24 protein-coding genes are annotated in these 24,632 nt (G+C 69.9%); 14 read left to right on the top strand and 10 right to left on the bottom strand.

Annotated features, from left to right (window positions below):
• Positions 1–3 precede the first annotated feature (3 nt).
• Entirely contained in the window at positions 4–1,497 is a 1,494-nt protein-coding gene (locus WA670_RS21020; RefSeq protein ID WP_336158605.1) for a CoA-acylating methylmalonate-semialdehyde dehydrogenase, read from the bottom strand.
• Positions 1,498–1,627: 130 nt separating this feature from the next.
• Between WA670_RS21020 and WA670_RS21015 the strand changes: the two genes are divergently transcribed.
• From WA670_RS21015 to WA670_RS21005, 3 genes are all read left to right on the top strand, one after another.
• Positions 1,628–3,274 carry a PucR family transcriptional regulator gene (locus WA670_RS21015; protein ID WP_336158604.1) on the top strand — a complete coding sequence of 549 codons (1,647 nt, stop codon included), beginning with the start codon at positions 1,628–1,630 and terminating at the stop codon, positions 3,272–3,274.
• A 28-nt stretch (positions 3,275–3,302) separates the two neighbouring features.
• On the top strand, positions 3,303–3,674 hold the full coding sequence (locus tag WA670_RS21010; RefSeq protein ID WP_238605193.1) for an SSI family serine proteinase inhibitor: 372 nt from the start codon (positions 3,303–3,305) through the stop codon (positions 3,672–3,674).
• 99 nt (positions 3,675–3,773) lie between these two features.
• Positions 3,774–4,637, top strand: coding sequence for a hypothetical protein (locus WA670_RS21005; RefSeq protein WP_336158678.1), 864 nt, complete (start codon positions 3,774–3,776; stop codon positions 4,635–4,637).
• Between the two features lie 4 nt (positions 4,638–4,641).
• Here WA670_RS21005 and WA670_RS21000 read toward each other — a convergent pair whose 3' ends face one another.
• From WA670_RS21000 to WA670_RS20990, 3 genes are all read right to left on the bottom strand, one after another.
• A complete protein-coding gene (locus WA670_RS21000) occupies positions 4,642–6,129 on the bottom strand; it encodes a DUF4153 domain-containing protein (RefSeq protein WP_336158603.1) in 1,488 nt (495 codons plus the stop codon).
• Between the two features lie 158 nt (positions 6,130–6,287).
• The gene (locus WA670_RS20995; RefSeq protein WP_134733018.1) at positions 6,288–7,340 is read right to left on the bottom strand and encodes a HAMP domain-containing sensor histidine kinase; all 1,053 of its coding nucleotides are present in this window, start codon (positions 7,338–7,340) and stop codon (positions 6,288–6,290) included.
• Positions 7,337–8,008 carry a response regulator gene (locus tag WA670_RS20990; RefSeq protein WP_043837387.1) on the bottom strand — a complete coding sequence of 224 codons (672 nt, stop codon included), beginning with the start codon at positions 8,006–8,008 and terminating at the stop codon, positions 7,337–7,339. The genes WA670_RS20995 and WA670_RS20990 overlap by 4 nt, the downstream gene beginning before the upstream one ends.
• 241 nt (positions 8,009–8,249) lie before the next feature.
• Here WA670_RS20990 and WA670_RS20985 point away from each other — a divergent pair, with 241 nt between their 5' ends.
• From WA670_RS20985 to WA670_RS20970, 4 genes are read left to right on the top strand one after another with little or no spacing between them, the layout of a single operon-like run.
• On the top strand, positions 8,250–9,755 hold the full coding sequence (locus WA670_RS20985; RefSeq protein WP_134733016.1) for an NCS1 family nucleobase:cation symporter-1: 1,506 nt from the start codon (positions 8,250–8,252) through the stop codon (positions 9,753–9,755).
• Complete coding sequence (locus WA670_RS20980) at positions 9,748–10,590, top strand: nitrilase-related carbon-nitrogen hydrolase (protein WP_134733014.1); 843 nt, start codon at positions 9,748–9,750, stop codon at positions 10,588–10,590. The genes WA670_RS20985 and WA670_RS20980 overlap by 8 nt, the downstream gene beginning before the upstream one ends.
• Entirely contained in the window at positions 10,590–11,972 is a 1,383-nt protein-coding gene (gene hydA, locus WA670_RS20975) for a dihydropyrimidinase (RefSeq protein WP_134663015.1), read from the top strand. The genes WA670_RS20980 and hydA overlap by 1 nt, the downstream gene beginning before the upstream one ends.
• A 10-nt stretch (positions 11,973–11,982) precedes the next feature.
• Positions 11,983–12,981 carry a TIGR03842 family LLM class F420-dependent oxidoreductase gene (locus WA670_RS20970; RefSeq protein WP_037813650.1) on the top strand — a complete coding sequence of 333 codons (999 nt, stop codon included), beginning with the start codon at positions 11,983–11,985 and terminating at the stop codon, positions 12,979–12,981.
• On the opposite strand, the gene WA670_RS20965 is transcribed toward WA670_RS20970, so the two are convergent.
• The 4 genes from WA670_RS20965 to WA670_RS20950 are packed head-to-tail and all read right to left on the bottom strand — an operon-like array spanning position 12,982 to position 15,855.
• Positions 12,982–14,214, bottom strand: a complete 1,233-nt coding sequence (locus WA670_RS20965) for a serine hydrolase domain-containing protein (protein ID WP_336158602.1) — start codon at positions 14,212–14,214, stop codon at positions 12,982–12,984.
• Between the two features lie 10 nt (positions 14,215–14,224).
• Positions 14,225–15,043 carry a siderophore-interacting protein gene (locus tag WA670_RS20960; RefSeq protein WP_043837376.1) on the bottom strand — a complete coding sequence of 273 codons (819 nt, stop codon included), beginning with the start codon at positions 15,041–15,043 and terminating at the stop codon, positions 14,225–14,227.
• 57 nt (positions 15,044–15,100) lie between these two features.
• Positions 15,101–15,460, bottom strand: coding sequence for a hypothetical protein (locus WA670_RS20955; protein ID WP_336158601.1), 360 nt, complete (start codon positions 15,458–15,460; stop codon positions 15,101–15,103).
• Positions 15,448–15,855 (bottom strand): SgcJ/EcaC family oxidoreductase, encoded by a 408-nt coding sequence (locus tag WA670_RS20950; RefSeq protein ID WP_336158600.1) that lies wholly within the window; start codon positions 15,853–15,855, stop codon positions 15,448–15,450. Before WA670_RS20950 ends, WA670_RS20955 begins: the two co-directional genes overlap by 13 nt.
• Before the next feature lie 96 nt (positions 15,856–15,951).
• Here WA670_RS20950 and WA670_RS20945 point away from each other — a divergent pair, with 96 nt between their 5' ends.
• Positions 15,952–16,659, top strand: coding sequence for a TetR/AcrR family transcriptional regulator (locus WA670_RS20945; RefSeq protein ID WP_107051056.1), 708 nt, complete (start codon positions 15,952–15,954; stop codon positions 16,657–16,659).
• On the opposite strand, the gene WA670_RS20940 is transcribed toward WA670_RS20945, so the two are convergent.
• Both WA670_RS20940 and hemW read right to left on the bottom strand, forming a co-directional pair.
• Positions 16,649–17,569: an NADP-dependent oxidoreductase gene (locus WA670_RS20940; protein ID WP_336158599.1), complete on the bottom strand. Its 921-nt coding sequence runs from the start codon at positions 17,567–17,569 to the stop codon at positions 16,649–16,651. The genes WA670_RS20945 and WA670_RS20940 overlap by 11 nt on opposite strands.
• A 70-nt stretch (positions 17,570–17,639) precedes the next feature.
• Positions 17,640–18,857: a radical SAM family heme chaperone HemW gene (gene hemW, locus WA670_RS20935; protein ID WP_336158598.1), complete on the bottom strand. Its 1,218-nt coding sequence runs from the start codon at positions 18,855–18,857 to the stop codon at positions 17,640–17,642.
• Here hemW and WA670_RS45215 point away from each other — a divergent pair.
• The 6 genes from WA670_RS45215 to WA670_RS20910 all read left to right on the top strand — a co-directional run bounded on the left by WA670_RS45215 (position 18,781) and on the right by WA670_RS20910 (position 24,629).
• Complete coding sequence (locus WA670_RS45215; RefSeq protein ID WP_442893113.1) at positions 18,781–19,203, top strand: putative leader peptide; 423 nt, start codon at positions 18,781–18,783, stop codon at positions 19,201–19,203. The genes hemW and WA670_RS45215 overlap by 77 nt on opposite strands.
• 106 nt (positions 19,204–19,309) lie before the next feature.
• A complete protein-coding gene (locus tag WA670_RS20930; protein ID WP_336158597.1) occupies positions 19,310–21,010 on the top strand; it encodes a nitrite/sulfite reductase in 1,701 nt (566 codons plus the stop codon).
• On the top strand, positions 21,007–21,702 hold the full coding sequence (locus tag WA670_RS20925; RefSeq protein ID WP_134663019.1) for a phosphoadenylyl-sulfate reductase: 696 nt from the start codon (positions 21,007–21,009) through the stop codon (positions 21,700–21,702). The genes WA670_RS20930 and WA670_RS20925 overlap by 4 nt, the downstream gene beginning before the upstream one ends.
• 10 nt (positions 21,703–21,712) lie before the next feature.
• Positions 21,713–22,633 (top strand): sulfate adenylyltransferase subunit CysD, encoded by a 921-nt coding sequence (cysD, locus tag WA670_RS20920; RefSeq protein WP_037813676.1) that lies wholly within the window; start codon positions 21,713–21,715, stop codon positions 22,631–22,633.
• A complete protein-coding gene (locus WA670_RS20915; RefSeq protein WP_037813678.1) occupies positions 22,633–23,895 on the top strand; it encodes a sulfate adenylyltransferase subunit 1 in 1,263 nt (420 codons plus the stop codon). Before cysD ends, WA670_RS20915 begins: the two co-directional genes overlap by 1 nt.
• On the top strand, positions 23,892–24,629 hold the full coding sequence (locus WA670_RS20910) for a sirohydrochlorin chelatase (RefSeq protein WP_037813679.1): 738 nt from the start codon (positions 23,892–23,894) through the stop codon (positions 24,627–24,629). The genes WA670_RS20915 and WA670_RS20910 overlap by 4 nt, the downstream gene beginning before the upstream one ends.
• Positions 24,630–24,632: the final 3 nt, after the last annotated feature.

Below are 24,632 nucleotides of genomic sequence, written 5' to 3'. Positions count from 1 at the left end.
GGGTCACGAGTTCTTCGGGAACCCCAGATTCACCCCCGCGTGCGAGGTGTCCGGCCACCGCGATGTGACCACCTTTGTCCGCGTGAAGAAGTGGAATCCCTCTGGTCCGTAGGCGTGCGTGTCGCCGAACAGGGAGTCCTTCCAGCCGCCGAACGAGTAGTAGCCGACGGGCACCGGGATGGGGACGTTGACGCCTACCATGCCTACCTCGACCTCGTTCTGGAAGCGGCGCGCGGCGCGTCCGTCGCCGGTGAAGATGGCGGTTCCGTTGCCGTACGGGTTGGCATTGATGAGCGCCAGCGCGTCGTCGAAGCTCGTCGTTCGGGCGACGGACAGGACGGGGCCGAAGATTTCGTCGGTGTACACCGCCATACTGGGCGTGACGCGGTCGAAAAGCGTGGGGCCGAGCCAGAATCCGTCGTTCTCTCCGTCTGCCTCCACGCCCCGGCCGTCCATCACGAGTTCCGCGCCTTCGGCCACTCCGGTGTCCACATAGGACGCAACTCGCTCGTGGTGCGCCCTGGTCACCAGCGGGCCCATCTCCGACGACGGTTTGCGGCCGTCCCCGACGCGCAGTTTCCGCATCCGGTCCACTATTTTGGCCACCAGTTCGTCCGCGATCGGCTCGACGGCGACCACTACCGAAACCGCCATGCACCGTTCGCCCGCCGAGCCGAAACCGGCGGACACGGCGGCGTCCGCGGCCAGGTCGAGGTCGGCGTCCGGCAGTACGACCATGTGGTTCTTCGCCCCGCCCAGCGCCTGGACGCGCTTTCCGTGGCTGGTGCCGGTTTCGTAGACGTAGCGGGCGATCGGGGTCGAGCCGACGAAGGAGATCGCCTTGACGTCCGGGTGCGCGAGAAGTCCGTCGACCGCGACTTTGTCGCCCTGCAGCACGTTGAACGCGCCGGACGGCAGGCCCGCTTCGGCAAGCAGCTCCGCGATGAACAGCGCCGCGGACGGGTCCTTCTCACTCGGTTTGAGCACGACGGTGTTGCCGCACGCCAGCGCGTTCGGCACGAACCAGAGCGGCACCATCGCCGGGAAGTTGAACGGCGAGATCACGCCGACCACGCCGAGCGGCTGAGCGATCGAGTACACGTCGACGCCGGTGGAGGCGTTCTCGCTGAACCCGCCCTTGAGCATTTGCGCCGCGCCGCACGCGTATTCGACGTTCTCGATCGCGCGCGCGACCTCGCCCGCAGCGTCCGATTCGACCTTGCCGTGCTCGCTCGTCACGATCTTCGCCAGCTCGTGTTTGCGCGCCTGGAGCAGCTCGCGGAAGGCGAACAGCACCCGCGTGCGCCCGGCGAGCGACGTTCCCCGCCAGCCCGGCAAGGCGGCGGTCGCGGCGGCTACCGCCTGGTCCACCTCGGCCGGCCCCGCGAAGTCCACCTGCGCGCTGACCTGGCCGGTCGCCGGGTCGTACACGTCGCCGGTGCGTCCGGTGCCGACGACCGGCTTGCCGTCGATCCAATGGCTGATGCGGTCGGTCACGACGTCCGCTCCTTCCGGTCGGGTGCCCCCGAGTCTCCGGGCGAGACGGGCGGGTCCGCCATCGACAACGTGTACGGACTACCCCTCTCCGCCGTACAGTCTGTGCCCTGCCGGCCAGCAAGGGGGACCGATGTACCCGACCGTCGCCGAGGCGCTCGCGTTGCCGGTGCTGCGCCAAGGGTGTCCGCGCGTGGTCGCGGGCAGCACCGGGCTCGAACGGCGGGTGCGCTGGGCGCACGCGGCCGAGGTCGCCGACATCGCGCACCTGCTGCGCGGCGGAGAACTCGTGCTCACTACGGGGGTCGCGCTCCCGGACGACGACGCGACGCTGACCCGGTACGTCGCCGATCTCGCCGAGGTGGGCGTCGCGGGCCTGGTGGTCGAGCTGGTGCGGCACTGGAACGACCGGCTGCCGCGTGCCCTGGTCACGGCGGCTGAGCAGCGCGGATTGCCGCTCGTGACGCTGTCCCGCGAGACGCGCTACGTCGCGGTGACCGAGGCAGTGAACGGGATGATCGTGGACGCGCAGCTCGCTGAGCTGCGGGCGGCGGAGCGGGTGCACGAGACGTTCACGTCATTGACCGTCGCGGGAGCTGAGCCCGCCGCGGTGCTGGCCGAGGTGGCGCGATTGACCGAGCAGCCGGTCGTGCTGGAGACGCTGGAACACGAAGTCCTCGCCTACGACACGGCGGGCACGGATCCGGGCGAATTGCTGATCGGCTGGCCGGCTCGGTCGCGAGTGGTGCAGGTCGGCGAGCGCACCGGGTACCACTCGGCGGCGGGCTGGCTGGTCACCGTGGTCGGCGCGCGGGGCCACGACTGGGGTCGGCTGGTGCTCGTGTGCGCCGAGCCGCCACCGCATCGGTACCAGGTGGTCGCCGAACGGGCCGCGTCGGCGCTCGCGGTGCACCGGCTCGTCGCGCGCGACTCCGACACCCTCGAACGGCAAGCGCACCGCGCGGTGTTGACCGAGTTGCTGAATTCGCCAGCGCCGACCGCGGAGATCCTCGCGCGCTCTTCTGCGCTCGCCGTGCCGCTGACCGGACGACAGCTGGTCGGCCTGGCGGTACGGCCACGCATCACTGCGACTACGCGCCACACGCTGTCTACGCCGCCACTGTTGCGCGAGCTAGCCGAAGCGACCGCGCTCGCCACACGCCGGGCGAAGGTGTCCGCGCTGGTTTCGACGGACGAGACTGCCGTACGCGCGCTTCTCGCACTCTCGCCGGAAGCCAATGCTGACGCCGTCCTTCAGCGCCTAGCCACCGACATCCACGACGCGCGCGCTTCCGCGCCGGCCGCGCTCGGCGTAGGCACGACTGTCACCGGACCCGCTGAGGCACAACGCACTTTGGTCGAAGCCGCACACGTCGCTGCCGCCGCCCTCGACGAGGATGACGGACAACCGTTGCACCGTCTCAAGGACGTTCGACTACGCGGTCTCCTGCACCTTCTCGCCGACGACGAGCGCGTACACGCCTTCGCCGCGCGAGAGCTGGGCCCGCTCCTCGAACGCGACGCTGCGTCGGGCAGTCGCCTCGTCCCGGCTCTGCGGCACTACTGCGCACACGGCGGCAACAAGTCCGCCGCGGCCGTCGCCGCCCACACCTCGCGGACGGCGTACTACCAGCAACTCGCCCGCATCGAACAGGTGCTGGGAGTGCGACTGGAAGATCCGGAGTCGATGTTGTCGCTGTACGTGGCATTGCTCGCGCACGACCTCGGCACCGCCACCCGTCCGAGCGAGGAAAACCCACCCGGACGAGGAGCACAGTGATCGGGTTCGCGGTGCCGATATCCCTCGTATGGTGTTCTCTTCCTTCGCTCCGGTCGCAGCGGCCGTGATCGGGTTCGGCGGCCTGGCCGCACCGCACGTCCCGGAGTCCGTGCTGCAGCTGACCGTGCACGAGACCTCCGGGCGCGTCACGAGCGCGTCCCTCACCTGCGACCCCACCGGCGGCACGCACCGCCACCGCGACACCGCCTGCGCGACCCTCACCGCGGTCGACGGCGATTTCGCCCGCATCACCCCGCACCGGCAGAAGTGCACGATGATCTACTCCCCCGTGGACGTCACCGCGCTGGGCAGCTGGCACGGCACCCGGGTCACGTACCGGGCGACGTACCCGAACAAGTGCGCGGCGGACAGCCAGTCGAACGGGGTCTTCGCGCTGTAGGTCCCGGCGGCGATCGGTTCCGGCGGCCCCGGAATCGGTTGCCGCGGCGGGAAATTCGGTGGGACGCCGACACTGTCCTCCGTAGGCTGCGTCGTCGTGATGACCCCGACGACCCTGCGCGAGCTGTACTTCGCGGTGCACGAATACACCGGCTCGGCAGTGTTCTCCGACGTGCTGTCCCCGTGGCTCGGCGAGCATGCCGCCGACGCGCGCGAGATGCTGGCTCCGCTGGCGGTCTGCGGAGAATGGCAGCGGACGGAATACGTCTGGGGCGATCTGCTCGAGCAAGCGTATGCGCTCCACCGGATCAGCGATCTCCTGCTGCTGGGCTTCCAGTCCGGCCTCCCGGACGGTGCCGCAACGCCGTGGGCGCACCGATTGCACCTGCCCGACCACGAAGTGCGCGTCACCGCGGACGAGTACGTCGGCTTTTTCTCCGCGCTGGGCATGCGACGGGTGGAAGTCGCCCGGTTCGATCCGTTTTTCCACGAGATCGCGGCCGTCGACCAGAGCGACGACCCGGACGAGCCGATCGAGCTCGTCGGCGAACAGTGGCCGTGCCTCATGCTCGGCGAACTGCTGTTCGGCCGGGCCGGGGTCGTCGTGCGGGCCGGGGAACGGCACGCGACCGCGGGGATCGCGGACCGGTCGGCGCTGGAGGATTCGTTCCTCCGCCGCCATCGGCCAACCAGCGACGGATCGCTCGGCTGGGGGCACAATTCGCAGTGGAAGACCGATTTCCGCCGCGACTACCTGACCGCGGACGCCTACCGGTTCAACGTCGACGCGAACGCGGACATCGACGGGGAAAGCCCGTTCGGAGACGCGGACCTGACCCCGGCGGAGCGCCGCGACCTGGTGCGCCATCGCTGCGCGGTGCGCCGCTCCGAGCACCTGCCGGATGCCGAAAACCCCGACGAGAACCCCCTGGTCGACTGGCGGCTGACGGTGCCCCGGAGCTGACCCGTCATTCGCACGGGGCCTGGGCCCGGAGGATCTCCCGGGCCTGGGAACGGCTCAGGTTCCAGGCAGGCCAAGAATCATCGGGCAGCGCACGGGCGATCGGGCGCAGCAGGCACGCCGCGTCGGGACGGCGTTCCGCCACGACCGGGGCCACGTCGGCGGAGAACTGGCGCAGGTAGCGGAGGTCGAGCGGCTTGCCCTGCGCCGCCCGGTCCAGGTTGGCGGTCGTGATCGCCGATTCCGGGTTCGCCGCGGCCAATCCCAGCAGCGCCAGCGCAGCGGTCGCGATCGCCGCGCGGGGCAGCCAGTTCGCGCGAAGTGTGCCCAGCGTCGCCCCGATCAGGACGAACACCACGCCCAGCCAGATCTCGCACACCTCCACCAGCAGCCGCAGCACGGTGAATCCGTAGGCCTGCTGGTAGGTCCACATGCGACTCAATGCGGACAGCACCACGACCAGGATCAGCACGGTCAGCGCGCCGAGCAGTGCCCGCAACACCGTCCGGTCGGCGCGGGTGGCTTTCGGGGCCCAGCGCAGGGCCGCGGCGACGATGCCGAGGGTCAGCACGGTGCAGGCGCAGAGTTGCCAGAAACCGCCGCGTGCGTAGTCCGCCGAGGTGAGGCCGTCGGTGCGGAGGACGTAGTCCGTGCCGCCGAAAAGGGCGGTCGCTTGCACGCCGACGTACGCGGTGAACAGGACCGACAAGGTGCCCAGCGAGGACGTCCAGGACAGCCGGTCGCCGACCGTGGTCGTCCGGTTTTCCCTAGTGGGCAAGGGATCCGCGGAGATCAGGAAGACCGCTGCCATCGCCGCGAAACCCACTCCGAACACCAGCGCGGCTTGGACGGCCGAGCCGGGACGCACCTCCGGGACGAGGCCGCCGACGAACTCCGCGAAGCGAGGGTCCGAGGTGATCAGCAACGGCAGGAACACCACCAGGACCAGCCCGGACAGCAGAACCGCGCCGAGGGCCCGCCCCGGTCGCCGACCGGACCGGGGGCTCCGGCGCAGCAGCCACGGCACCGCGCGGAACGCTTCGAGCGGGACGGCCAGCACGTCGTACGTCGTGCCGTGCACAGTCCGCTTCCCGACGACGGCAAGCGACGCCGCGACTGCCGCCGCGAGTCCGCACAAGACGAACAACCATTCGGCCGCGCGCAGGGCTCCCACCGCGAGCAGCGCGATCGCCAGCAGTGCCCAACCCGCCTGCCCCCAACGCCTCGCTTTTCCTTCTCCTGCCCCGGACAGCCGCGCGCACGCTAAGAGCACCACGGCCGCGACCAGCAACGCCAGCACCCAGCCGATGCCGGGCCGGTCCACCGGCACGACGACCGCCGCCACGACCGCGACCGCCAGCGCGGCCACCTTCGCCCCGACGGGGACCCCGGCTTCGGCCCGCTCGAACAACGGCCTCGGCCCCGGCTGCCGGACGATGCGCACCGCCCACGGCGGAACGGCGTGCGCGGGGTGATTCTGGACCTGCTCGGACATGGAACCTCTCTTCGCGATAGCAAATCACAGTGGGTACGGCGGGCGCGGATTCTCACCTGCCGATACACGCGCCTCGGCGGTACGTGAGGGGAACCCTGCGGGAATCAGATTCCGTGCGGGGAACCCTCACTCACCTCAGCGGGAGCGCGGCCAGCAGCTCAAGCGGGCAGGGTCACCCGGATCCGGCATCCGGGCCCGCCGCCAGCAGCAAGACCTCCGCTAGGCACCGGATCGACCACCGCGACGGTCCCCCCGTGCAGTTCCACCACCCACCGCGCGATCGCCAAGCCCAGCCCGGTCCCGCCGCCGCCAGCGCGTTCTCCCCGGGTGAACCGTTCGAACACCCGTTCCCGGTCGGCTTCCGGAATCCCCGGCCCCTGGTCGTGCACCTCGATCCGCGCCTCCCCGGGCTCGACCCGCGCCAGCACCGCCACCTCTCCCCCGGCCGGGCCGTGCCGCGCGGCGTTCTCCAGCAGGTTCAGCACCACCTGGTAGATCCGTTCCCGGTCGGCGGGCACCGTCGCGCCGGACGGGGTCACCGAGATCGCGAACCGGACGCCCCGGCCTGCCGCCGCGGCCATGGCTTCCGCCTCCGCGGCGACCTCGGCGAGCAGGTCTTCGAGATCGACCTGCGAACGGTCCAGCGGCAGCGTTCCGGCGTCGATCTGCGACAGGTCCAGCAGTTCGGTGACCAGCCGCCCCAGGCGTTCGGTCTGGTGCAACGCCGTGCGGAGCGTCGCGGGATCCGGCGAAGCGACGCCGTCCACGAGGTTCTCCAGCACGGCGTTCAGCGCGGTGATCGGCGTCCGGAGTTCGTGCGACACGTTCGCGACCAGTTCGCGGCGCTGCCGGTCCGCGGTGGACAGGTCGGCGGCCATCTGGTTGAACGCCGCGGCCAGCGAGCCGACCTCGTCGCGGGCGGTGGCGCGGATCCGGCGGGTGTAATCGCCCTTCGCCATCGCCCGCGCGGCCGCCGTCATCTCGCGCAGCGGCCTGGTCATGCCGTGCGCCAGGATCTGCGACGTCAGCAGCGCGATCACCACCGCGGTCACCGTCGTCCGCGGCGGCAGCCAGCCGATCTGGTAGCGGAAGAACGCGAACGCGATCCCGCCGGACGCGACCATCAGGATCGCCAGTTTCAGCTTGATCGACCGGATCCGGTCCAGCGGTCTCGGCAGGAAATCGACGGCCTTCGCGACGAACGGCTTCACGCGGGAACCTCCAGCGCGTACCCGACCCCGTGCACCGTCCGGATCAGGTCGGCCCCGAGCTTCCTCCGCAGCGCCTTGATGTGGCTGTCCACCGCCCGGGTGCCGGCTCCGGTCGCGTGCACGTCCCAGTCCCACACCTCGCTCAGCAGCCGTTCCCTCGGCTGCACCGCGCGCGGACGGCGCGCGAAATGCACCAGGAGGTCGAATTCGATCGGCGTCAGCTGGGCGGGTTCGCCCCCTCGGCGAACCCGCCGTTCCGCGATGTCGATCTCCAGATCCCCCAGCACGATCCGTTCCTCCGCCGCCGCCGAGGACCGCTCCACCCGCCGCAGCAGCGCCTGGATCCGCGCGGACAGCACGCGCATCGAGAACGGCTTCGTGAGGTAGTCGTCCGCGCCGACGCCGAGCCCCACCAGCAGGTCGGTCTCGTCGGCGCGCGCGGTGAGCATGAGCACCGGCACCGGACGGCGCGCCTGGATCCGGCGGCACACCTCGAGACCGTCGAAACCGGGCAGCATCACGTCGAGAACCACCAGGTCGGGACTAGTCGCCGCCTCGGCGTCGACCGCCGCGGGGCCGTCGTGCGCGACCGTCACGGAGAACCCTTCCGCGCTCAGCCGGGCATCGATCGACGCGGCGATGGTGAGGTCGTCCTCGACGACCAGCACCCGTCTTCCCCCGTTGTCCATGCCGCCGACTTTAAGCAATCCCCGTGGAGGCCATCCGGGTGAGATGTGGAGATCCGGTGGAGATGTTTCCGCCGTTTTGCCCGGACGTCACGAGCGGGTTGTGACGTACGTCATGCATCCCGGCGCGGTTCGGCGCAATCGACAGACTGCGCCAAGGGCGGCCGAACAGTGAACAGTCTGTCTCTGCCCCCGGCCCCCGCCCGGCGCGCAGGATTCCGCAATGGAGCCGACGACACGTGAGCACAGCCGGGTGGACCTCGGCGACGTGCGGGCGCTGCGAGGCAGCCGGTTCTTCAACGACGAACTGGCCCCGGTCCTGGTCGAGAAGCGGACCTGGACGACCTACAACTATTTCGCGCTCTGGATGGGGATGGCGCACAACATCCCCTCGTACGCACTGGCCGCGTCGCTCATCGCGCTCGGCATGAACTGGCTGCAGGCGCTGATCACGATCACCATCGGCAACCTGATCGTGCTCGCGCCGATGCTGCTCAACAGCCACGCCGGCACCAAATACGGCATCCCGTTCCCGGTGTTCGCCCGCGCGTTCTACGGCCTGCGCGGCGCGAATCTCGCCGCGTTGCTGCGCGCGTTCATCGCCTGCGGCTGGTTCGGCATCCAGACCTGGGTGGGCGGCGAGGCGATCTACGTGATCGTCGGGCGGCTCGCCGGGTCCGGCTGGCGCGATTCGGCGGTGATCGCCGGGCAGCACTGGACGATGTGGCTGTCGTTCGCGGTGTTCTGGCTGCTGCAGATGCTGATCATCTGGCGCGGCATGGAGGCGGTCCGCAAGTTCGAGAACTGGACCGCGCCGCTGGTGTCGGTCGGGTTCCTGATCCTGCTCGGCTACGTGCTGGTGAAGGCGGGCGGGCTCGGCCCGATCCTGCACGACAGCGGGAAGCTCGGCTGGGGGCCGGGATTCTGGAAGGTGTTCGCGCCGTCGCTGATGGCGATGATCGCGTTCTGGTCGACGCTGTCGCTGAACATGCCGGACTTCACCCGCTTCGGCGGAAGCCAGCGCAAGCAGATGCGCGGCCAGATCCTCGGGCTGCCGACGACGATGACGTTCATCGCGATCGTCGCCATCCTCACCACGTCCGGCGGGCACGTGCTCTACGGGCAGGACATCTGGGACCCGGCGCAGCTGGCGGACAAGTTCTCCAGCCCGGTCGTGGTGGTCGTCGCGCTGGTCGCGCTGGTGCTGGCGACGATTTCGGCCAACCTGGCGGCGAACGTCGTCAGCCCGTCCTACGATTTCTCCAACGCCTTCCCGAAGCGGATCACCTTCGCGCTCGGCGGCCTGATCACCGGCGTGATCGGCGTCCTGATCCAGCCGTGGCGGCTGTACTCCGACCCGGACATCTACATTTTCGCCTGGCTCGGCTTCTACGGCGGTCTGCTCGGCGCGGTCGCCGGGGTGCTCGTCGCCGGGTACTGGGTGGTCAAGCGGACCCGGTTGAAGCTGGCCGACCTGTACCTGCCGAGCGGGCAGTACTGGTTCACCGCGGGCTGGCACTGGCGCGCGCTCGTCGCGACGCTGATCGGCGCGGTGCTCGCGGTCGGCGGCGCCTACGGCGGTCCGTTCCCGGCGGACGGGCTCATTCCGTTCCTGAAACCTTTGTACGACTACAACTGGGCAATGGGATTTGTCGGCGCCTTCGTCGCCTACATCCTGTTCAGCCTTCCTTTGAACGCGCACCGGAACGAGGAGGAAACCAGTGTCTGACACGGTCCGAGCCGGCTTGATCCAGCAGCGGTGGACAGGCGACAAGGAGTCGATGATCGCGAACGCGGTCGACGCCATCGGCAAGGCGGCTTCGCAAGGCGCACAGGTGGTGTGCTTGCAGGAACTGTTCTACGGCCCGTATTTCTGCCAGGTGCAGGACGCGGATTTCTATTCCTACACCGAAGCGATCCCGGACGGCCCCACCACGAAGGTCATGCAGGAGGTCGCCGAACGACATGGCGTGGTGCTCGTAGTTCCGATGTATGAACAGGAACAGCCGGGCGTCTACTACAACACCGCGGCGGTGATCGACGCCGACGGGAAATACCTCGGAATGCACCGCAAGAACCACATTCCGCAGGTGAAGGGCTTCTGGGAGAAGTTCTACTTCAAGCCGGGCAACCTCGGCTACCCGGTCTTCGACACCGCGGTCGGCCGGATCGGCGTGTACATCTGCTATGAACGGCACTTCCCCGAAGGCTGGCGCGCGCTCGGGCTGGCCGGGGCGCAGATCGTGTTCAACCCGTCGGCGACGAGCCGCGGACTGTCGGAGTACCTGTGGCGGCTGGAGCAGCCGGCGGCCGCGGTGGCGAACGAGTACTACGTGGGCACGATCAACCGGGTCGGCGTGGAACCGCTGGGCGACAACGACTTCTACGGCCAATCGTACTTTGTGGACCCACGCGGCCAGCTCGTCGGCGAGGCGGCTTCGGACACCGAAGAGGAGATCGTGGTCCGCGACCTCGACATGGGGCGGCTCGCCGAGGTCCGCGATCTGTGGCAGTTCTACCGCGACCGCCGCCCGGACAGCTACGGCCCGCTCGCGGAGGCCTGATGACCACCCTCATCCAAGGCGGGCAAGTCGTTTCGCCGTCCGGCGCGGTCGCCGCCGACGTGCTGGTGGACGGCGAAACCATCGCGGCGGTCGGCGCACCCGGCACGCTGACCGGCGACGAAACGATCGACGCGACCGGCAAGTACGTGCTGCCCGGCGGGATCGACGCGCACACGCACATGGAAATGCCGTTCGGCGGCACACATTCGGTCGATTCCTTCGAGACCGGCACCATCGCCGCCGCGTGGGGCGGGACCACGACGATCATCGACTTCGCCGTGCAGGCCAAAGGCACGTCCCTGCTGTCCACACTGGACAAATGGCATGCCAAAGCGGACGGCAACTGCGCGATCGACTACGGGTTCCACATGATCGTGTCGGACGTCAACGACTCCTCGCTCAAAGAAATGCGGGCGTGCGTCGACGGCGGGGTCGGCAGTTTCAAGATGTTCATGGCCTACCCCGGCGTTTTCTATTCCACCGACGGGGAAATCCTGCGCGCCATGCAGCAGGCGCGCGAGATCGGCGCGACGATCATGATGCACGCGGAAAACGGCATCGCGATCGACGAACTGGCCGCGCAGGCGGTCGCCGCCGGGCACACCGACCCGGTGCAGCACGGCCTGACCCGGCCGCCCGAACTGGAAGGCGAGGCGACCTCGCGAGCGATCCGGCTCGCCCAGGTGACCGGATCCCCGCTGTACATCGTGCATCTGTCGGCCGCACAGGCGCTCGCCGCGGTCGCCGAGGCGCGGGACAACGGGCAGAACGTCTTCGCCGAGACCTGTCCGCAGTATCTGTATTTGTCCATTGAGGACTTGGCGAAACCCGATTTCGAGGGTGCCAAGTTCGTCGCTTCGCCGCCGCTGCGGGAGAAATCGCACCAGGCGGACCTGTGGCGCGGGCTGCGCACGAACGACCTCTCCGTGGTGTCCACGGACCATTGCCCGTTCTGCTTCAAGGACCAGAAAGAACTGGGGCGCGGCGATTTCCGGGCGATCCCGAACGGGATGCCGGGCGTCGAACACCGGATGGACCTGCTGCACCAGGGTGTGGTCGCGGGCGAGATCTCGCTGGGCCGCTGGGTCGAGACGTGCTCGGCGACGCCCGCGCGGATGTTCGGGCTGTACCCGCGCAAGGGCGTGATCGCGGCGGGTTCGGACGCGGACATCGTGGTGTACGACCCTTCCGCGCCGCAGACGCTGTCCGCGGCGACCCATCACATGAACGTGGACTACTCGGCGTACGAAGGGTTTTCGCTCACCGGGAAGGTCCACACTGTCCTGTCGCGCGGTCGTGTCGTGGTCTCTCCGGACGGTTTCCACGGGAGCCCTGGGCACGGCAAGTTCTTGTCCCGCGAACTCAATCAGTATCTGAATTGAGGGTTTCCTGATGGATTTCGGGATCGTGCTGCAGACCGACCCGCCCGCGGCGGAGGTCGTGCGGATGATGAAGGCCGCCGAGGACGCCGGGTTCCGGTACGGCTGGACGTTCGACTCGTGCGTGCTGTGGCAGGAACCGTTCGTGATCTACTCGCGGATCCTCGAAGCGACGTCCGCGCTGGTCGTGGGCCCGATGGTGACCAGCCCGGGCACGCGGGACTGGTCGGTGATGGCGTCGACCTTCGCGACGCTCAACGACATGTTCGGCAACCGCACGGTGTGCGGCATCGGCCGCGGCGACTCCGCGCACCGGGTGGTCGGCCGTCCGCCGTCCACTTTGGCCACCGTGCGGGAATGCATGCGCGTGGTGAAGGATCTCGCCGAGGGCCGCGAGGTCACGATGAACGACACCGCGGTCCGGATCCCGTGGATTCGCGGCGGACGGCTGGAAATGTGGATGGCCGGGTACGGCCCGAAGGCGTTGCGGACCGTCGGCGAACACGCGGACGGTTTCATCCTGCAATGCGCCGACCCGGCCATCGCCCGCTGGACGATCGGCGCGGTCCGGGACGCCGCCCGGGCGGCCGGGCGCGATCCGGGCGGGATCACGATCTGCGTCGCGGCCCCGGCGTACGTCGGCGAAGACCTGGCGCACCAACGGGAACAGCTCCGCTGGTTCGGCGGAATGGTCGGCAACCACGTCGCGGACCTGGTGGCCCGGTACGGCTCGTCCGGCCCGGTGCCGCACGAGCTGACCGACTACATCCGCGAGCGCGAAGGCTACGACTACTCCCACCACGGCCGCGCCGGAAACCCGTCGACCGCGTTCGTGCCGGACGAGATCGTCGACCGGTTCTGCCTGCTCGGCCCGGCCTCGGCGCACATCGCGCGGCTGGAGGAACTGGCGGAGCTGGGGGTGGACCAGTTCGCGCTGTACCTGATGCACGACGAGCGGGAGGAGACGATGGCCGCGTACGGGGCGCAGGTGATTCCTAAGCTGACCGCCTGATCAGTCCAGCATCGCCTGGTACACCAACTGCCGCAGCTGCTGCCGGATCGGATGGGTCGACGACGGCAGCAGCTGCGTGTAGAACGCGACCGTCAGGTCCTCGTCCGGATCCACCCAGAACGCCGTCGACGCGGCCCCGCCCCACGCGTATTCGCCGGGCGTGGCAAGGGTTTTCGCCTTCACCGAGTCGATCAGGACCGAGAAGCCCAGCCCGAAGCCGTACCCGTCGAAAGGCATCTCCGCGAACAGCGGGCGCCCGTACGCCTCCAGGTCCACATGGCCTGGCAGGTGGTTGGCCGTCATGAGATCCACCGTGCGCGGGCTCAGCACCCGCACGCCGTCGAGTTCGCCGCGGCGCAGCAGCATCTGTGTGAAGCGGTGGTAGTCCGCCGCCGTCGAGACCAGGCCGCCGCCGCCCGAAAGGCACGTCGGACGCGACGTGCCCACCGCGCCGAAGGCGTCGTTGCGGACCAGCTTCTTCGTTCCCGGCGCGGGCAGGTACAACGCCGCCAGCCGGTCGGTGTCCGAAGTCCAGAACCCGGTGTCTTCCATGCCCAGCGGGCCGAAGATCCGTTCGGCGAACACCTCGTCGAGCGGCTTGCCCGCGAGCACCTCGACCAGCCGGCCGAGGACGTCGCTCGCCACCGAGTAGTTCCATTCCGCGCCCGGCTGGAACACGAGCGGGAACCGCGCCCACGCCTTGGTGCATTCCGCCAGGTCCAGCCCGGGCGGCGTGCCCCATTCGTACCCGCCTGCCCGGTAGACCGCGTCGACCGGGTGCGTGTGGTGGAAGCCGTAGGTGAGGCCCGCGGTGTGCGAAAGCAGGTGCCACAGCCGGATCGGTTCGGTCGCCGGCTCGGTGACCGGAGCCAGCGCCGAACCCTTCGCGTATACCCGCGGCTCGGCGAATTCGGGCAGCCACCGGGAAATCGGGTCGGTGAGGTCGATCAGGCCCTCCTCGACGAACGTCATCGCCGCCACCGAGGTGACCGGCTTCGTCATCGAGAAGATCCGCCAGATCGTGTCGGTCTCGACCGGGACGCCCGCCTCGACGTCGCGCGAGCCCTGCGACGCGACGTGCACGATCCGGCCGTGCCTGCTCACCACCGCGAGGAAGCCCGGCAGCAAGCCGTCGTCGACGTACCGGGCGAAATGCCGGTCGATCCGCTGCAGTCGTGCCCCGTCGAAACCCGCGTCGGCCGGATCGGCCTCCACCTTCACCTCGGTCGCCATGGCGGCGACCTTACGCCGGACTGGCCGCTTTCCGCTCCGCCGCCTTTTCCTCGCGCCAGGCCTCGTCGTTCTTGCCCTCGCGCCAGTATCCGGACAGTGACACCGCGTCCCGCGCGACGCCGCGCTCGTCGAACAGGTACCGCCGCAACTCCCGCACGAACCCGGCCTCGCCGTGGACGAACGCGTGCACGTCCTCGTCCGGCCACGGCAGCGCCTTCACCGCGGCGACCAGATCGTCGGACGCCGAGCGGTGCAGCCACGTGACCTGCGCGTCGGCCTTGGTCGCGAGCGGCTGGTGCTCCGATTTGTCCGCCACGAGCAGGAACACGTGCGCCCGCGCCCCCGCCGGCAGCGCCTCCAGCGCGGCGGCGATGGCGGGCACCGCCGATTCGTCGCCCACCAGCAGATGCCAGCCGGCGTCGGCGCGCGGCGCGTACGCCCCGCCCGGACCGGCCAGCAGCAGCTCGTCGCCCGGCTGTGCGCGCTGCGCCCACGGCCCGGCGAGTCCCTCGTCGCCGTGCACGACGAAGTCGAGCACCAGTTCGCCCGCGGCCTCGTCGTACGAGCGGACGGTGTACGTGCGCAGCCGCGGAGCGTGCTCGCGCGGCAGTTCTTCGCGGATCCGGTTCAGGTCGAACGGCTCCGGATACTCCACCCCGGCCACCTTGAAGATCACCTTCACGTACGCGTCGGTGAACTCGTTCGGGCGGAAATCCTTGAGCCCCTCGCCGCCGGCCACGATCCGGATCATGTGCGGCGTGAGGTGCTCCTTGCGCAGCACCTCCAGCCGCACCGCGGTCCTCCCCTTGCGCGCCGGACCTTCGGCCATCGAACACCCCTGTTTCAGTAAGGTTTACCTAAGTCGCGGCTCCCACGGTACGCGCCTTCACCCGTTCCGCCCAGTGCCGCCGTCCCCGAGTCCGGCGAGCGTCGCCCGGAATCCGGCGCTGACCCGATCCCGGAACCCGAGGAAGAACCGGTTCGCCAGCAGCACCGCCCACCACTGCCCGGTCGCGGCGTTCCGGACGCGGTGCGTGACGCGGGCTCCGGCCGGGTCGTCGGCGACCTCGTACTCGCCGCGATACCACCAGCCGCCTTGCGCGGCCAGGAACCGGCGATCGCGATCCGCTTCCAGCTTCATCGAGCAATCCGCCGCGGTCAACCGCTTTTCCAGCCGCGCGAACACCTCCGCGGGCGCGGCCGAGACGACTCCGGAGACCTCGACGATCGTTCTCACGCTTCCCACGGCTTCGACACCCGCGTGTTCTGGAACGCGGTGATCCGCCACCCGTCGTCGCCCCGCACCAGGACGTAGGTCAGCGTGCTTTCACGGCCTTCCGCCACCGGGTCGTCGCCTCCGGTCAGCGACGAACCGCCGCCGGTCACGATGACCGCGACGTCGTCCCGCAGGAAACGCACCCGCGGTTCGCCGAAGCCGGTGAGCTTCGAGCCTTTCAGCGGCCCCTGGAACAGCTCCCGGTGCGCGTCCGCGATCGCCTGGCGACCCTCGGACCGGAACCCGAAAAACGTCACGTAATCGGCGTCTTCGGTGAACAGGTTCCCGTAGGCGGTGGCGTCGCCGCTGTTCCACGCGTCGGCGAGGCGGGCGAGGACGGACAGGACTTCTTCGCGCTGCGACATGCTGATACTCCTTAACGAACGTCGTTCGTGTACGAGGTCCAGTTGTACTCACGAACACCGTTCGCGTCAAGCGCGGAGGTCGTCTAGGCTTCGGGAATGACCGCACCGCCCCCGCCCTGGCGCCGGACGCCGAGCCCGCGCCGGCGCGCCGCGAAGCAGATGCTGTCGCAGGAACTGATCGTGAAAACCGCGCTCGAAATCCTCGCCGCCGAGGGCATCGACGCCGTCTCGATGCGCCGGGTCGCGCAGCAGCTGGAGACCGGGCCCGCGTCGCTTTACGCGTACGTGGCCAACAAAGAGGAACTGGACGAGCTGATGCTCGACGCGGCGCTGAGCGAGGTGCCGTGCCCCGAACCGGATCCGCAGCGGTGGACCGAACAGGTCAAAGAGCAGGTTCGGCACCAGATCCGGGCGATGATGGCGTATCCGGGCATCGCGAAGGTCGCGTGGCAGACGCCGATCCCGGTGACGCCGAATTCGTTGCGGCAGGGCGAAATCATGCTTCAGCTGCTGCGCGCGGGCGGCCTGGATCTGCGGCAGGCGGTGTTCGCCGGCGACGCGTTGAGCACGTACACCAAGGCATTCGCCTACGAAGCGAGCGGCTGGACGTTCGGCGATTACGACCCGGAGAAAATGAGCGAACGCGAGCGGCAGATGGCCGACTACATGCGGTCGCTGCCGGCGAGCGCGTTCCCGAACCTGTTGCAGGCCGGGGAATTCTTCACCGCGGACACCAGCCAGGCCCGGCTCGAATTCGCCTTGGAGGCGTTCGTGGCCGGGCTGGCGGCGATGGTCAGAAAGTAAGCACGATCTTTCCGCGCGCGTGTCCCTGTTCCAGCTCGCGGTAGGCGGCTTGGACCTCCGCGAGCGGGTACGTCGCGGCGATCGGGACCTCGAGCAATCCCTTGTCCGCCAAGGCAACGAGGTCGCGCATGACCTCGGCGCTCGCGCCGGCGATATTGCCCTCGGTCTTCACCCGGTACTTCTCCGCGGCGTCGAAGTCGACCACCGTGTCGATCCGGCCGGGGTAAACGCCGAGCCGCAAGGCCAGTTCGACGTAACCGTCGCCGTAGGTGTCGATGAACGCGTCCACCCGGTCGCCGGTCAGCTCGCGGAGCCGCTCTTCGAGCCCTTCGCCGTACGCGATCGGGACGATCTCGTGCTCGCGCAACCACTCGTGGTTCGCTTCGCCGGCAATGCCGATGACGGTCGCGCCGGTGAGCTTCGCCAGTTGCACGGCGAGCGAGCCGACCCCTCCGGCGGCTCCGGACACGACGATCGTCTCGCCCTCGCGCGGGCACACCGCGCCGACCGCGGCGTACGCGGTCGTTCCGGCCACGAACAAGCCGCCCGCGACCTCCCACGACAGCCCGTCCGGCTTCGGGACGAGATGCTCCGCCGGGACGAGCACGTACTCGGCGTGGCTGGAGCGGGTGTGCACGAAGCCGACGACCTCGTCCCCCACCTGGATTTCTTCGACGTCCGGGCCCAGTTCGGCCACCACTCCGGCCAGGTCGCTGCCCTGCCCGGACGGGAAGGTGGACGGCCAGCGCTCGGCCAGCGCACCCACCCGGATCTTCGTTTCCCCCGGATTGATCCCCGCGGCCCGGACCCGCACGAGCACCTGTCCGGATTCCGGCGCCGGCCGGGGCACTTCGGCCAGCTGCAGCACTTCGATCCCGCCGTGTTCGCCGTATCTGACCGCCTGCGGCATACGCGTCTCCCTCGCTCGTATGGTTAGTCCAACAAACGATCGGACGATTTTATGCCCGGCGGGCGGAAATTCAGCCGGCGAGCCTCCGGACCACGGCGTCCGCGAGCAGGCGGCCGCGATCCGTGAGCACCGCGCGACCCCGACTGTCCAAATCGGACTGTTCGAGCAAGCCCTCCGCGGCGGCCGCCCGGGCCTCCTTCGCTCCGGCCTCGTCGAGCGCGGACAGCGCCAGTCCGTCGGAGATCCGAAGCTCCAGCATGATCCGCTCCAGGTGCTGATCCTCCGGGGTGAGCACCTCGCGGTCGGCTTCCGGGCTCTGTCCCTCCGCGAGGAGGCTGGAGTACTTCGCCGGATGCTTGACGTTCCACCACCGCACGCCGCCGACGTGGCTGTGCGCGCCCGGTCCGGCACCCCACCAGTCGCCGCCCTGCCAGTAGCCGAGGTTGTGGCGGCACCGAGCCGCCTCGCCTGTCGCCCAGTTCGACACCTCGTACCAGGTCAGGCCCGCGCCGGCGAGGACGGAGTCGATCATCTCGTAGTAGCTGGCCAGCGTGTCGTCGTCCGGTGCGGGCAGTTCGCCGCGCCGCACCCGGCGGGCCAGCGCCGTGCCGTCCTCCACGATGAGCGCGTACGCCGACACGTGGTCGACGCCCGCCGAAAGCACCGCGTCGAGCGACGCGCGCAGGTCTTCGACGCGCTCCCCCGGCGTGCCGTAAATAAGGTCGAGATTCACGTGCTCGAACCCGGCGGCCCGGGCCTCGCGCGCGGCGTCGACCGGACGGCCGGGCGTGTGCACGCGGTCGAGCACCTTCAGCACGTGCCGGGCGGCGGACTGCATGCCCAGCGAAACCCGGGTGTAACCCGCGTCACGGATGCCCGCGAAGAACTCGGGCGAAGTGGACTCCGGGTTCGATTCGGTCGTCACCTCCGCGCCCGGCGCGAGCCCGAACACCGACCGGACGCCGTCGAGCACCTCGGCCAGCCCGTCCGCGCCGAGCATGGACGGGGTCCCGCCGCCGACGAACACCGTTTCGGCCTGCGGTGCGTTGCCGAGGATCTCCGCGCCGAGCTCCAGCTCGCGGCGCAGCGCGTCCAGCCACGAGCGCGGCGAGGCGGCGGAGCCGAGTTCGCCCGCGGTGTAGGTGTTGAAGTCGCAGTAACCGCAGCGGGTCGCGCAGAACGGCACGTGGACGTACACGCCGAACGGACGGGTGCCGAGGCCCGCGAGCGCGGTCTCGGGCAGTCCGGCGGAAGGACGGTGGGTGTCGGGAACAGGCACGACGTCCATTCTCCCCCGCCGCGCCCGGGTCCCCGCGCGCCCCTGCGCCACCCGGCGGAAAGTTCGGCCGCCGAACGATGCAACGCCGGGCGCGTGCTCCGCCGCCAAGCCGCCGATACCGTCTCACCAAGAGTCCGAAAGACGGGAAAGACCTGGCAGATCGCCCGCCCCAGGCACATCCGGGACGGTTTCGCACCGCTGGAGTGAGCCTTCTCCCACGATCCGGACGCCCTTGGACGACGTTCGGCCCGCGTGGCAATCTGAGCCGGTGAGTCCTGCCGGTGTCCTTCTCGTGGCGCGCCGCCACGTCGACCTTCTCCGGGTCGCGAGCGCGCTCTGCCGGCCTGTTCGCTGACTCCCGCGCCAAGCCTGCCCAGCCCACCACCTGGACCACCGGCCCGCTGCCGCCCGCGCCGACGCCGCGGCGGAGCCGCCTCGACAACCCCGCCCGGAGGATCTCCATGTCCGCACCCCCGCGTGAAACGCCCGCGAAGGGCCGCACGCCTCGGACGCGCCAGAAGCGCGGCGAGGGCCAGTGGGCGCTCGGCTACCGGGAGCCGCTGAACCCGAACGAGCAGTCGAAGAAGGACGACAACCCGCTCAACGTCCGCGCGCGGATCGAGAACATCTACGCGCACCGGGGCTTCGACGCGATCGACCCGGGCGACCTGCGCGGCCGGTTCCGCTGGTTCGGCCTCTACACCCAGCGCAAGCCCGGCATCGACGGCGGCCGCACCGCGCAGCTGGAGCCGGAGGAGCTGGAAGACAAGTACCTGATGATGCGCGTCCGCACCGACGGCGGCGCGCTCACCACCGAGCAGCTGCGGGTGCTCGGCGAGCTGTCGCAGAAGCACGCGCGCGACACCGCGGACATCACCGACCGGCAGAACATCCAGTACCACTGGATCGGGATCGAGGACGTGCCCGCGATCTGGTCGCGGCTCGAGTCGGTCGGCCTGACCACCACCGAGGCCTGCGGCGACAGCCCGCGCGGCATGCTCGGTTCGCCGGTCGCCGGGATCGCCGAGGACGAGGTGCTCGACGCCTCGCCCGCGCTCGAGGAGATCCGCCGCCGCTACATCGGCGACCCGCGGTTTTCGAACCTGCCGCGGAAGTTCAAGACCGCGATCTCCGGGCTGCCGGACATCGTGCACGAGATCAACGACATCTCCTTCGTCGGCGTCGACCACCCCGAGCACGGCCCCGGCCTCGACCTGTGGATCGGCGGCGGGCTGTCCACGAACCCGATGCTCGCCCAGCGGCTCGGCGTGTGGGTCCCGCTGGACGAGGCGGCCGACGTCTGGGAAGGCGTCGTCTCCATCTTCCGCGACTACGGCTACCGGCGGCTCCGTTCGCGGGCGCGGCTGAAGTTCCTGGTCAAGGACTGGGGTCCGGAAAAATTCCGGGAAGTTCTCGAAACGCAGTACCTGAAGCGGAAGCTGATCGACGGACCGGCGGTGCAGAACCCGGCCGTCCCGGTCGACCACGTCGGCGTGCACAAGCAGAAGGACGGCAAGTTCTACCTCGGCGCCGCGCCGATCGCCGGCCGGGTGTCGGGCAGCACGCTGCTCGCGGTCGCCGACGCGGCCGAGCGCGCCGGGTCGCGCCGGGTGCGGCTGACCCCGCTGCAGAAGCTGGTCGTGCTCGACGTGCCGGAGGCGGAAGTCCCGGCGCTGCAAGCGGAACTGGCCGAACTGGGCCTGCAGACCAAGCCGTCGCCGTGGCGGCGCAGCGTGATGGCGTGCACCGGGCTGGAGTTCTGCAAGCTCGCGATCGTCGAGACGAAGGTGCGCGCGCAGCAGCTGGTCGCGGATCTGGAGAAGTCGCTCGCCGACATCAACGCGCAGCTCGAAACGCCGGTGACGGTGCACCTCAACGGCTGCCCCAACTCCTGCGCCCGCGTGCAGACCGCGGACATCGGGCTCAAGGGCCAGATCGTCACCGACGCCGACGGCAACCAGGTCGAGGGCTTCCAGGTGCACCTCGGCGGCGGGCTCGGCGCCGACGCCGGGTTCGGCCGGAAGCTGCGCGGCCACAAGGTCACCGCGGGCGAACTGGTCGAGTACGTGGAACGCGTGGTGCGCGCGTACGTCGCGGGCCGCGAACCGGGCGAACGCTTTCCGCAGTGGGTGCTGCGGGCGGACGAAGGGGTGCTGCAGTGACCGCGGTGGCGGACTACCGGGCGCTGGCCGAGCGCGCCGAAAAGGAACTGGCCGACGCGACCGCCGAAGAGGCGCTGCGCTGGACGGCCGACACCTTCGGCGACGACTTCATCGTGGCGTCGAACATGCAGGACGCGGTCCTGATCGACCTCGCCACGAAGGTCAAGCCCGCGGTGGACGTGCTGTTCCTGGAGACCGGCTACCACTTCGCCGAAACCCTCGGGGTGCGCGACGCGGTGCAGACGGTGTACCCGGACGTGCGGATCGTCAACGCGCAGGCCGAGCAGAGCGTCGCCGAACAGGACGCGGAGTACGGGCCGAAACTGCACGAACGCGACCCCGGCCAGTGCTGTTTCCTGCGCAAGGTCGTGCCGCTGCGGCAGACGCTCGGCAAGTACTCGGCGTGGGTCACCGGCGTGCGCCGGGTGGACGCGCCGACCCGCGCGAACACGCCGATCGTCACCTGGGACGAGCGCAACGGCCTGGTGAAGATCAACCCGATCGCGGCGTGGACCGACGACGAGTTCAACGGCTATCTGCACGAGAACGGCATCCTGGAGAACCCGCTGGTGTCGATCGGCTACCTGTCGATCGGCTGCGCGCCCTGCACGGCGAAGGTCGAGCCGGGCCAGGATCCGCGCAGCGGCCGGTGGGCCGGGCAGTCGAAGACCGAGTGCGGATTGCACGGCTGAGAGAGGACGCATGACGACTTTGGAACCGGCGGCCGACGCGGCCGTCGACAACCTGGCCGCCCTTGAGTCCGAGGCCATCCACATCTTCCGCGAGGTCGCGGGCGAGTTCGACCGGCCGGTGATCCTGTTCTCCGGCGGCAAGGACTCGACGCTGATGCTGCACCTGGCGATCAAGGCCTTCTGGCCCGCGCCGGTGCCGTTCCCGCTGCTGCACGTGGACACCGGGCACAACTTCGACGAGGTCCTGGAGTTCCGCGACCGCGTCGTCGAAAAGCACGGCCTGCGCCTGGTCGTCGCGAAGGTCCAGGACTGGATCGACGACGGACGGCTCGAGGAACGCGCCGACGGCCTGCGCAACCCGCTGCAGACCACGCCGCTGCTCGAGACCATCGCGGAGAACAAGTTCGACGCGGTCTTCGGCGGCGGCCGCCGCGACGAGGAGCGGGCGCGGGCGAAGGAGCGGATCTTCAGCCTGCGCAACGCTTTCGGCCAGTGGGAGCCGCGCCGGCAGCGGCCCGAGCTGTGGAACCTCTACAACGGGCGGCACCGTCCGGGCGAGCAGGTCCGCGTGTTCCCGCTGTCCAACTGGACCGAGGCCGACGTGTGGAACTACATCGCGCGGGAAAAGGTCGAGCTGCCCTCGATTTACTACGCCCACCAGCGCGCGGTCTACCAGCGCGACGGCATGTGGCTCAGCGAGGGCCCGTGGGGCGGGCCGCGTCCCGGCGAGGACGTGCGCGAGCTGAGCGTGCGCTACCGGACCGTCGGCGACGGTTCGTGCACCGGCGCGATCGAATCCACGGCGTCCACTGTGGAGGAAGTGATCGCCGAGGTCCAGGCTTCGCGGCTCACCGAACGCGGCGCCACCCGCGCCGACGACCGGATGTCCGAAGCGGCCATGGAAGACCGCAAACGGGAGGGCTACTTCTGATGTCGAGCCTGCTGAGGCTGGCCACCGCGGGCAGCGTGGACGACGGCAAGTCCACGCTGGTCGGGCGGCTGCTGTACGACACCAAGTCCGTCCTCGCCGACCAGCTCGACGCGGTCACCCGCGCGTCTGTCGACAAAGGACTGTCCACTCCGGACCTGTCGCTGCTCGTCGACGGCCTGCGCTCGGAGCGCGAACAGGGCATCACGATCGACGTCGCGTACCGGTACTTCGCGACGCCGAAGCGGTCGTTCGTGCTCGCCGACACCCCGGGGCACGTGCAGTACACGCGCAACACGGTCACCGGCGCGTCCACCGCGCAGCTCGCGGTGCTGCTGGTCGACGCGCGCAACGGCGTGGTCGAGCAGACCCGGCGGCACGCGGCCGTGCTCGCGCTGCTCGGCGTGCCGCAGCTGGTGCTGGCGGTGAACAAGATCGACCTCGTCGACTACGACGAGAACACCTTCAGCGTCATCGCCAAGGAGTTCACCGCGCACGCGGAATCCCTCGGCTACGACTCGGCGTCCGTCGTCACCATCCCGGTTTCCGCGCTGGTCGGCGACAATGTCGCGACCCGGTCCGAGCGGACCCCGTGGTACGACGGGCCGTCGCTGCTGGAGCACCTCGAAAACGTGCCGGTGGCACCGGATCCGCACGATTCGGCGCTGCGGTTCCCGGTGCAGTACGTGATCCGCCCGCGCACCGCCGAGTATCCGGACTACCGCGGCTACGCCGGTCAGATCGCCGCCGGAACGGTGCGTCCGGGCGACGAGATCGTCGTGCAGCCGCAGGGTATCCGCAGCCGGGTCGAGCGGATCGACACCGCGGACGGGCCGTTGGAAGAAGCAGGCGCCGGCACCTCGGTGACCCTGCTGCTCTCCGACGACATCGACATCAGCCGCGGCGACCTGATCGCTGCGGCCGACGCGTCGCCGGAGGTCACGGACGAGATCACCGGCACGCTGTGCTGGCTGTCGTCGAAGCCGCTCAAGACCGGCGCGCGGGTGCTGATCAAGCACGGCGCCCGGACCGTGCAGGGGCTCGCCACCGAGTTGCACGCCCGGTTCGACGAGCAGACCCTGTCCAGTGTGGACTCTCCGGCAAGCCTGGAGCTCAACGACATCGGCAGCGTCAGCCTGCAGCTGGCCGAGCCGCTGCCGGTGGACGACTACGGCGTGAGCCCGCGCACCGGCGCGTTCCTGGTGATCGACCCGAAGGACGGCGACACGCTCGCCGCCGGTCTCGTCGGCGAGCGGTTCTCGTGACGCCGCCCCTGGTCGCCGTCGCGCACGGCAGTCGCGATCCCCGCTCCGCCGCGACGGTGCGGGCGCTGGTCGACGTCGTCCGTGCGCAGGCGCCGGGGCTGGACGTGCACGAGTCGTTCCTCGACCTGTCGGAGCCGCGGGTCACCGACGTGCTCCGCGGGCTTTACGCACAGGGGCACCGCTCCGCGGTCGTCGTGCCGTTGTTGCTGGGCAGCGCTTTTCACGCCCGGGTCGACCTGCCCGCGCTGGTCGACGAGGTGACCGCGGACTGCCCCGGGTTCCGGATCCGGGTGTCGGACGTGCTCGGCGCCGACCCGGCTCTCGAAGCCGTCGCCCTCGACCGGCTCGCCGGAGCCCGCCGCCGCGGCGGAACCGGGGTGCTGCTGAGCGCGGTCGGCTCCTCGAACCCCGAGGCCAACGCGGTCGTCGCCGGAGTGGCCGCACGCTGGGAAAAGCGGCTCGGCCTGCCGGTCAGCGAGGCGTTCGCCAGCGCGACCCAGCCGGACATCCCGGCCGCCGCGGCCCGGCTGCGCGACCGCGGCGCGCGGCATCTCGTGGTGGCGTCGTGGTTCCTGGCCCCCGGCCTGCTGCCGGACCGGATCGCGGCGCTGGCCCGCGAGGCCGACCCGGGCGCGTTCATCGCCGAGCCGCTCGCGGACGACCCGCGCGTGGCGGACGTGGTGATCGGCCGGTACGCCGCCGCGATTTCCGGGCTGCTGCGCACCGCCGCCTGACCT

It is taken from the genome of Amycolatopsis sp. VC5-11, from assembly GCF_037034185.1.
In the GTDB taxonomy this organism is placed as follows: domain Bacteria; phylum Actinomycetota; class Actinomycetes; order Mycobacteriales; family Pseudonocardiaceae; genus Amycolatopsis; species Amycolatopsis nivea.
Note: the sequence above shows the minus strand (reverse complement) of the source record. Positions and strands in the feature narration are given on the sequence as shown.

Excerpts from the sequence above, each read along its gene's own strand:
- WA670_RS21000 (WP_336158603.1), bottom strand. The coding sequence starts at position 6,129 with ATGTCCGAGCAGGTCCAGAATCACCCCGCGCACGCCGTTCCGCCGTGG.
- WA670_RS21005 (WP_336158678.1), top strand. The coding sequence starts at position 3,774 with ATGACCCCGACGACCCTGCGCGAGCTGTACTTCGCGGTGCACGAATAC.
- WA670_RS20970 (WP_037813650.1), top strand. The coding sequence starts at position 11,983 with ATGGATTTCGGGATCGTGCTGCAGACCGACCCGCCCGCGGCGGAGGTC.
- WA670_RS20945 (WP_107051056.1), top strand. The coding sequence starts at position 15,952 with ATGACCGCACCGCCCCCGCCCTGGCGCCGGACGCCGAGCCCGCGCCGG.
- WA670_RS20915 (WP_037813678.1), top strand. The coding sequence starts at position 22,633 with ATGTCGAGCCTGCTGAGGCTGGCCACCGCGGGCAGCGTGGACGACGGC.
- WA670_RS21010 (WP_238605193.1), top strand. The coding sequence starts at position 3,303 with ATGGTGTTCTCTTCCTTCGCTCCGGTCGCAGCGGCCGTGATCGGGTTC.
- WA670_RS20965 (WP_336158602.1), bottom strand. The coding sequence starts at position 14,214 with ATGGCGACCGAGGTGAAGGTGGAGGCCGATCCGGCCGACGCGGGTTTC.
- WA670_RS20930 (WP_336158597.1), top strand. The coding sequence starts at position 19,310 with ATGTCCGCACCCCCGCGTGAAACGCCCGCGAAGGGCCGCACGCCTCGG.
- hemW (WP_336158598.1), bottom strand. The coding sequence starts at position 18,857 with ATGGACGTCGTGCCTGTTCCCGACACCCACCGTCCTTCCGCCGGACTG.
- hydA (WP_134663015.1), top strand. The coding sequence starts at position 10,590 with ATGACCACCCTCATCCAAGGCGGGCAAGTCGTTTCGCCGTCCGGCGCG.
- WA670_RS20940 (WP_336158599.1), bottom strand. The coding sequence starts at position 17,569 with ATGCCGCAGGCGGTCAGATACGGCGAACACGGCGGGATCGAAGTGCTG.
- WA670_RS20960 (WP_043837376.1), bottom strand. The coding sequence starts at position 15,043 with ATGGCCGAAGGTCCGGCGCGCAAGGGGAGGACCGCGGTGCGGCTGGAG.
- cysD (WP_037813676.1), top strand. The coding sequence starts at position 21,713 with ATGACGACTTTGGAACCGGCGGCCGACGCGGCCGTCGACAACCTGGCC.
- WA670_RS20950 (WP_336158600.1), bottom strand. The coding sequence starts at position 15,855 with ATGTCGCAGCGCGAAGAAGTCCTGTCCGTCCTCGCCCGCCTCGCCGAC.
- WA670_RS20985 (WP_134733016.1), top strand. The coding sequence starts at position 8,250 with ATGGAGCCGACGACACGTGAGCACAGCCGGGTGGACCTCGGCGACGTG.
- WA670_RS21015 (WP_336158604.1), top strand. The coding sequence starts at position 1,628 with ATGTACCCGACCGTCGCCGAGGCGCTCGCGTTGCCGGTGCTGCGCCAA.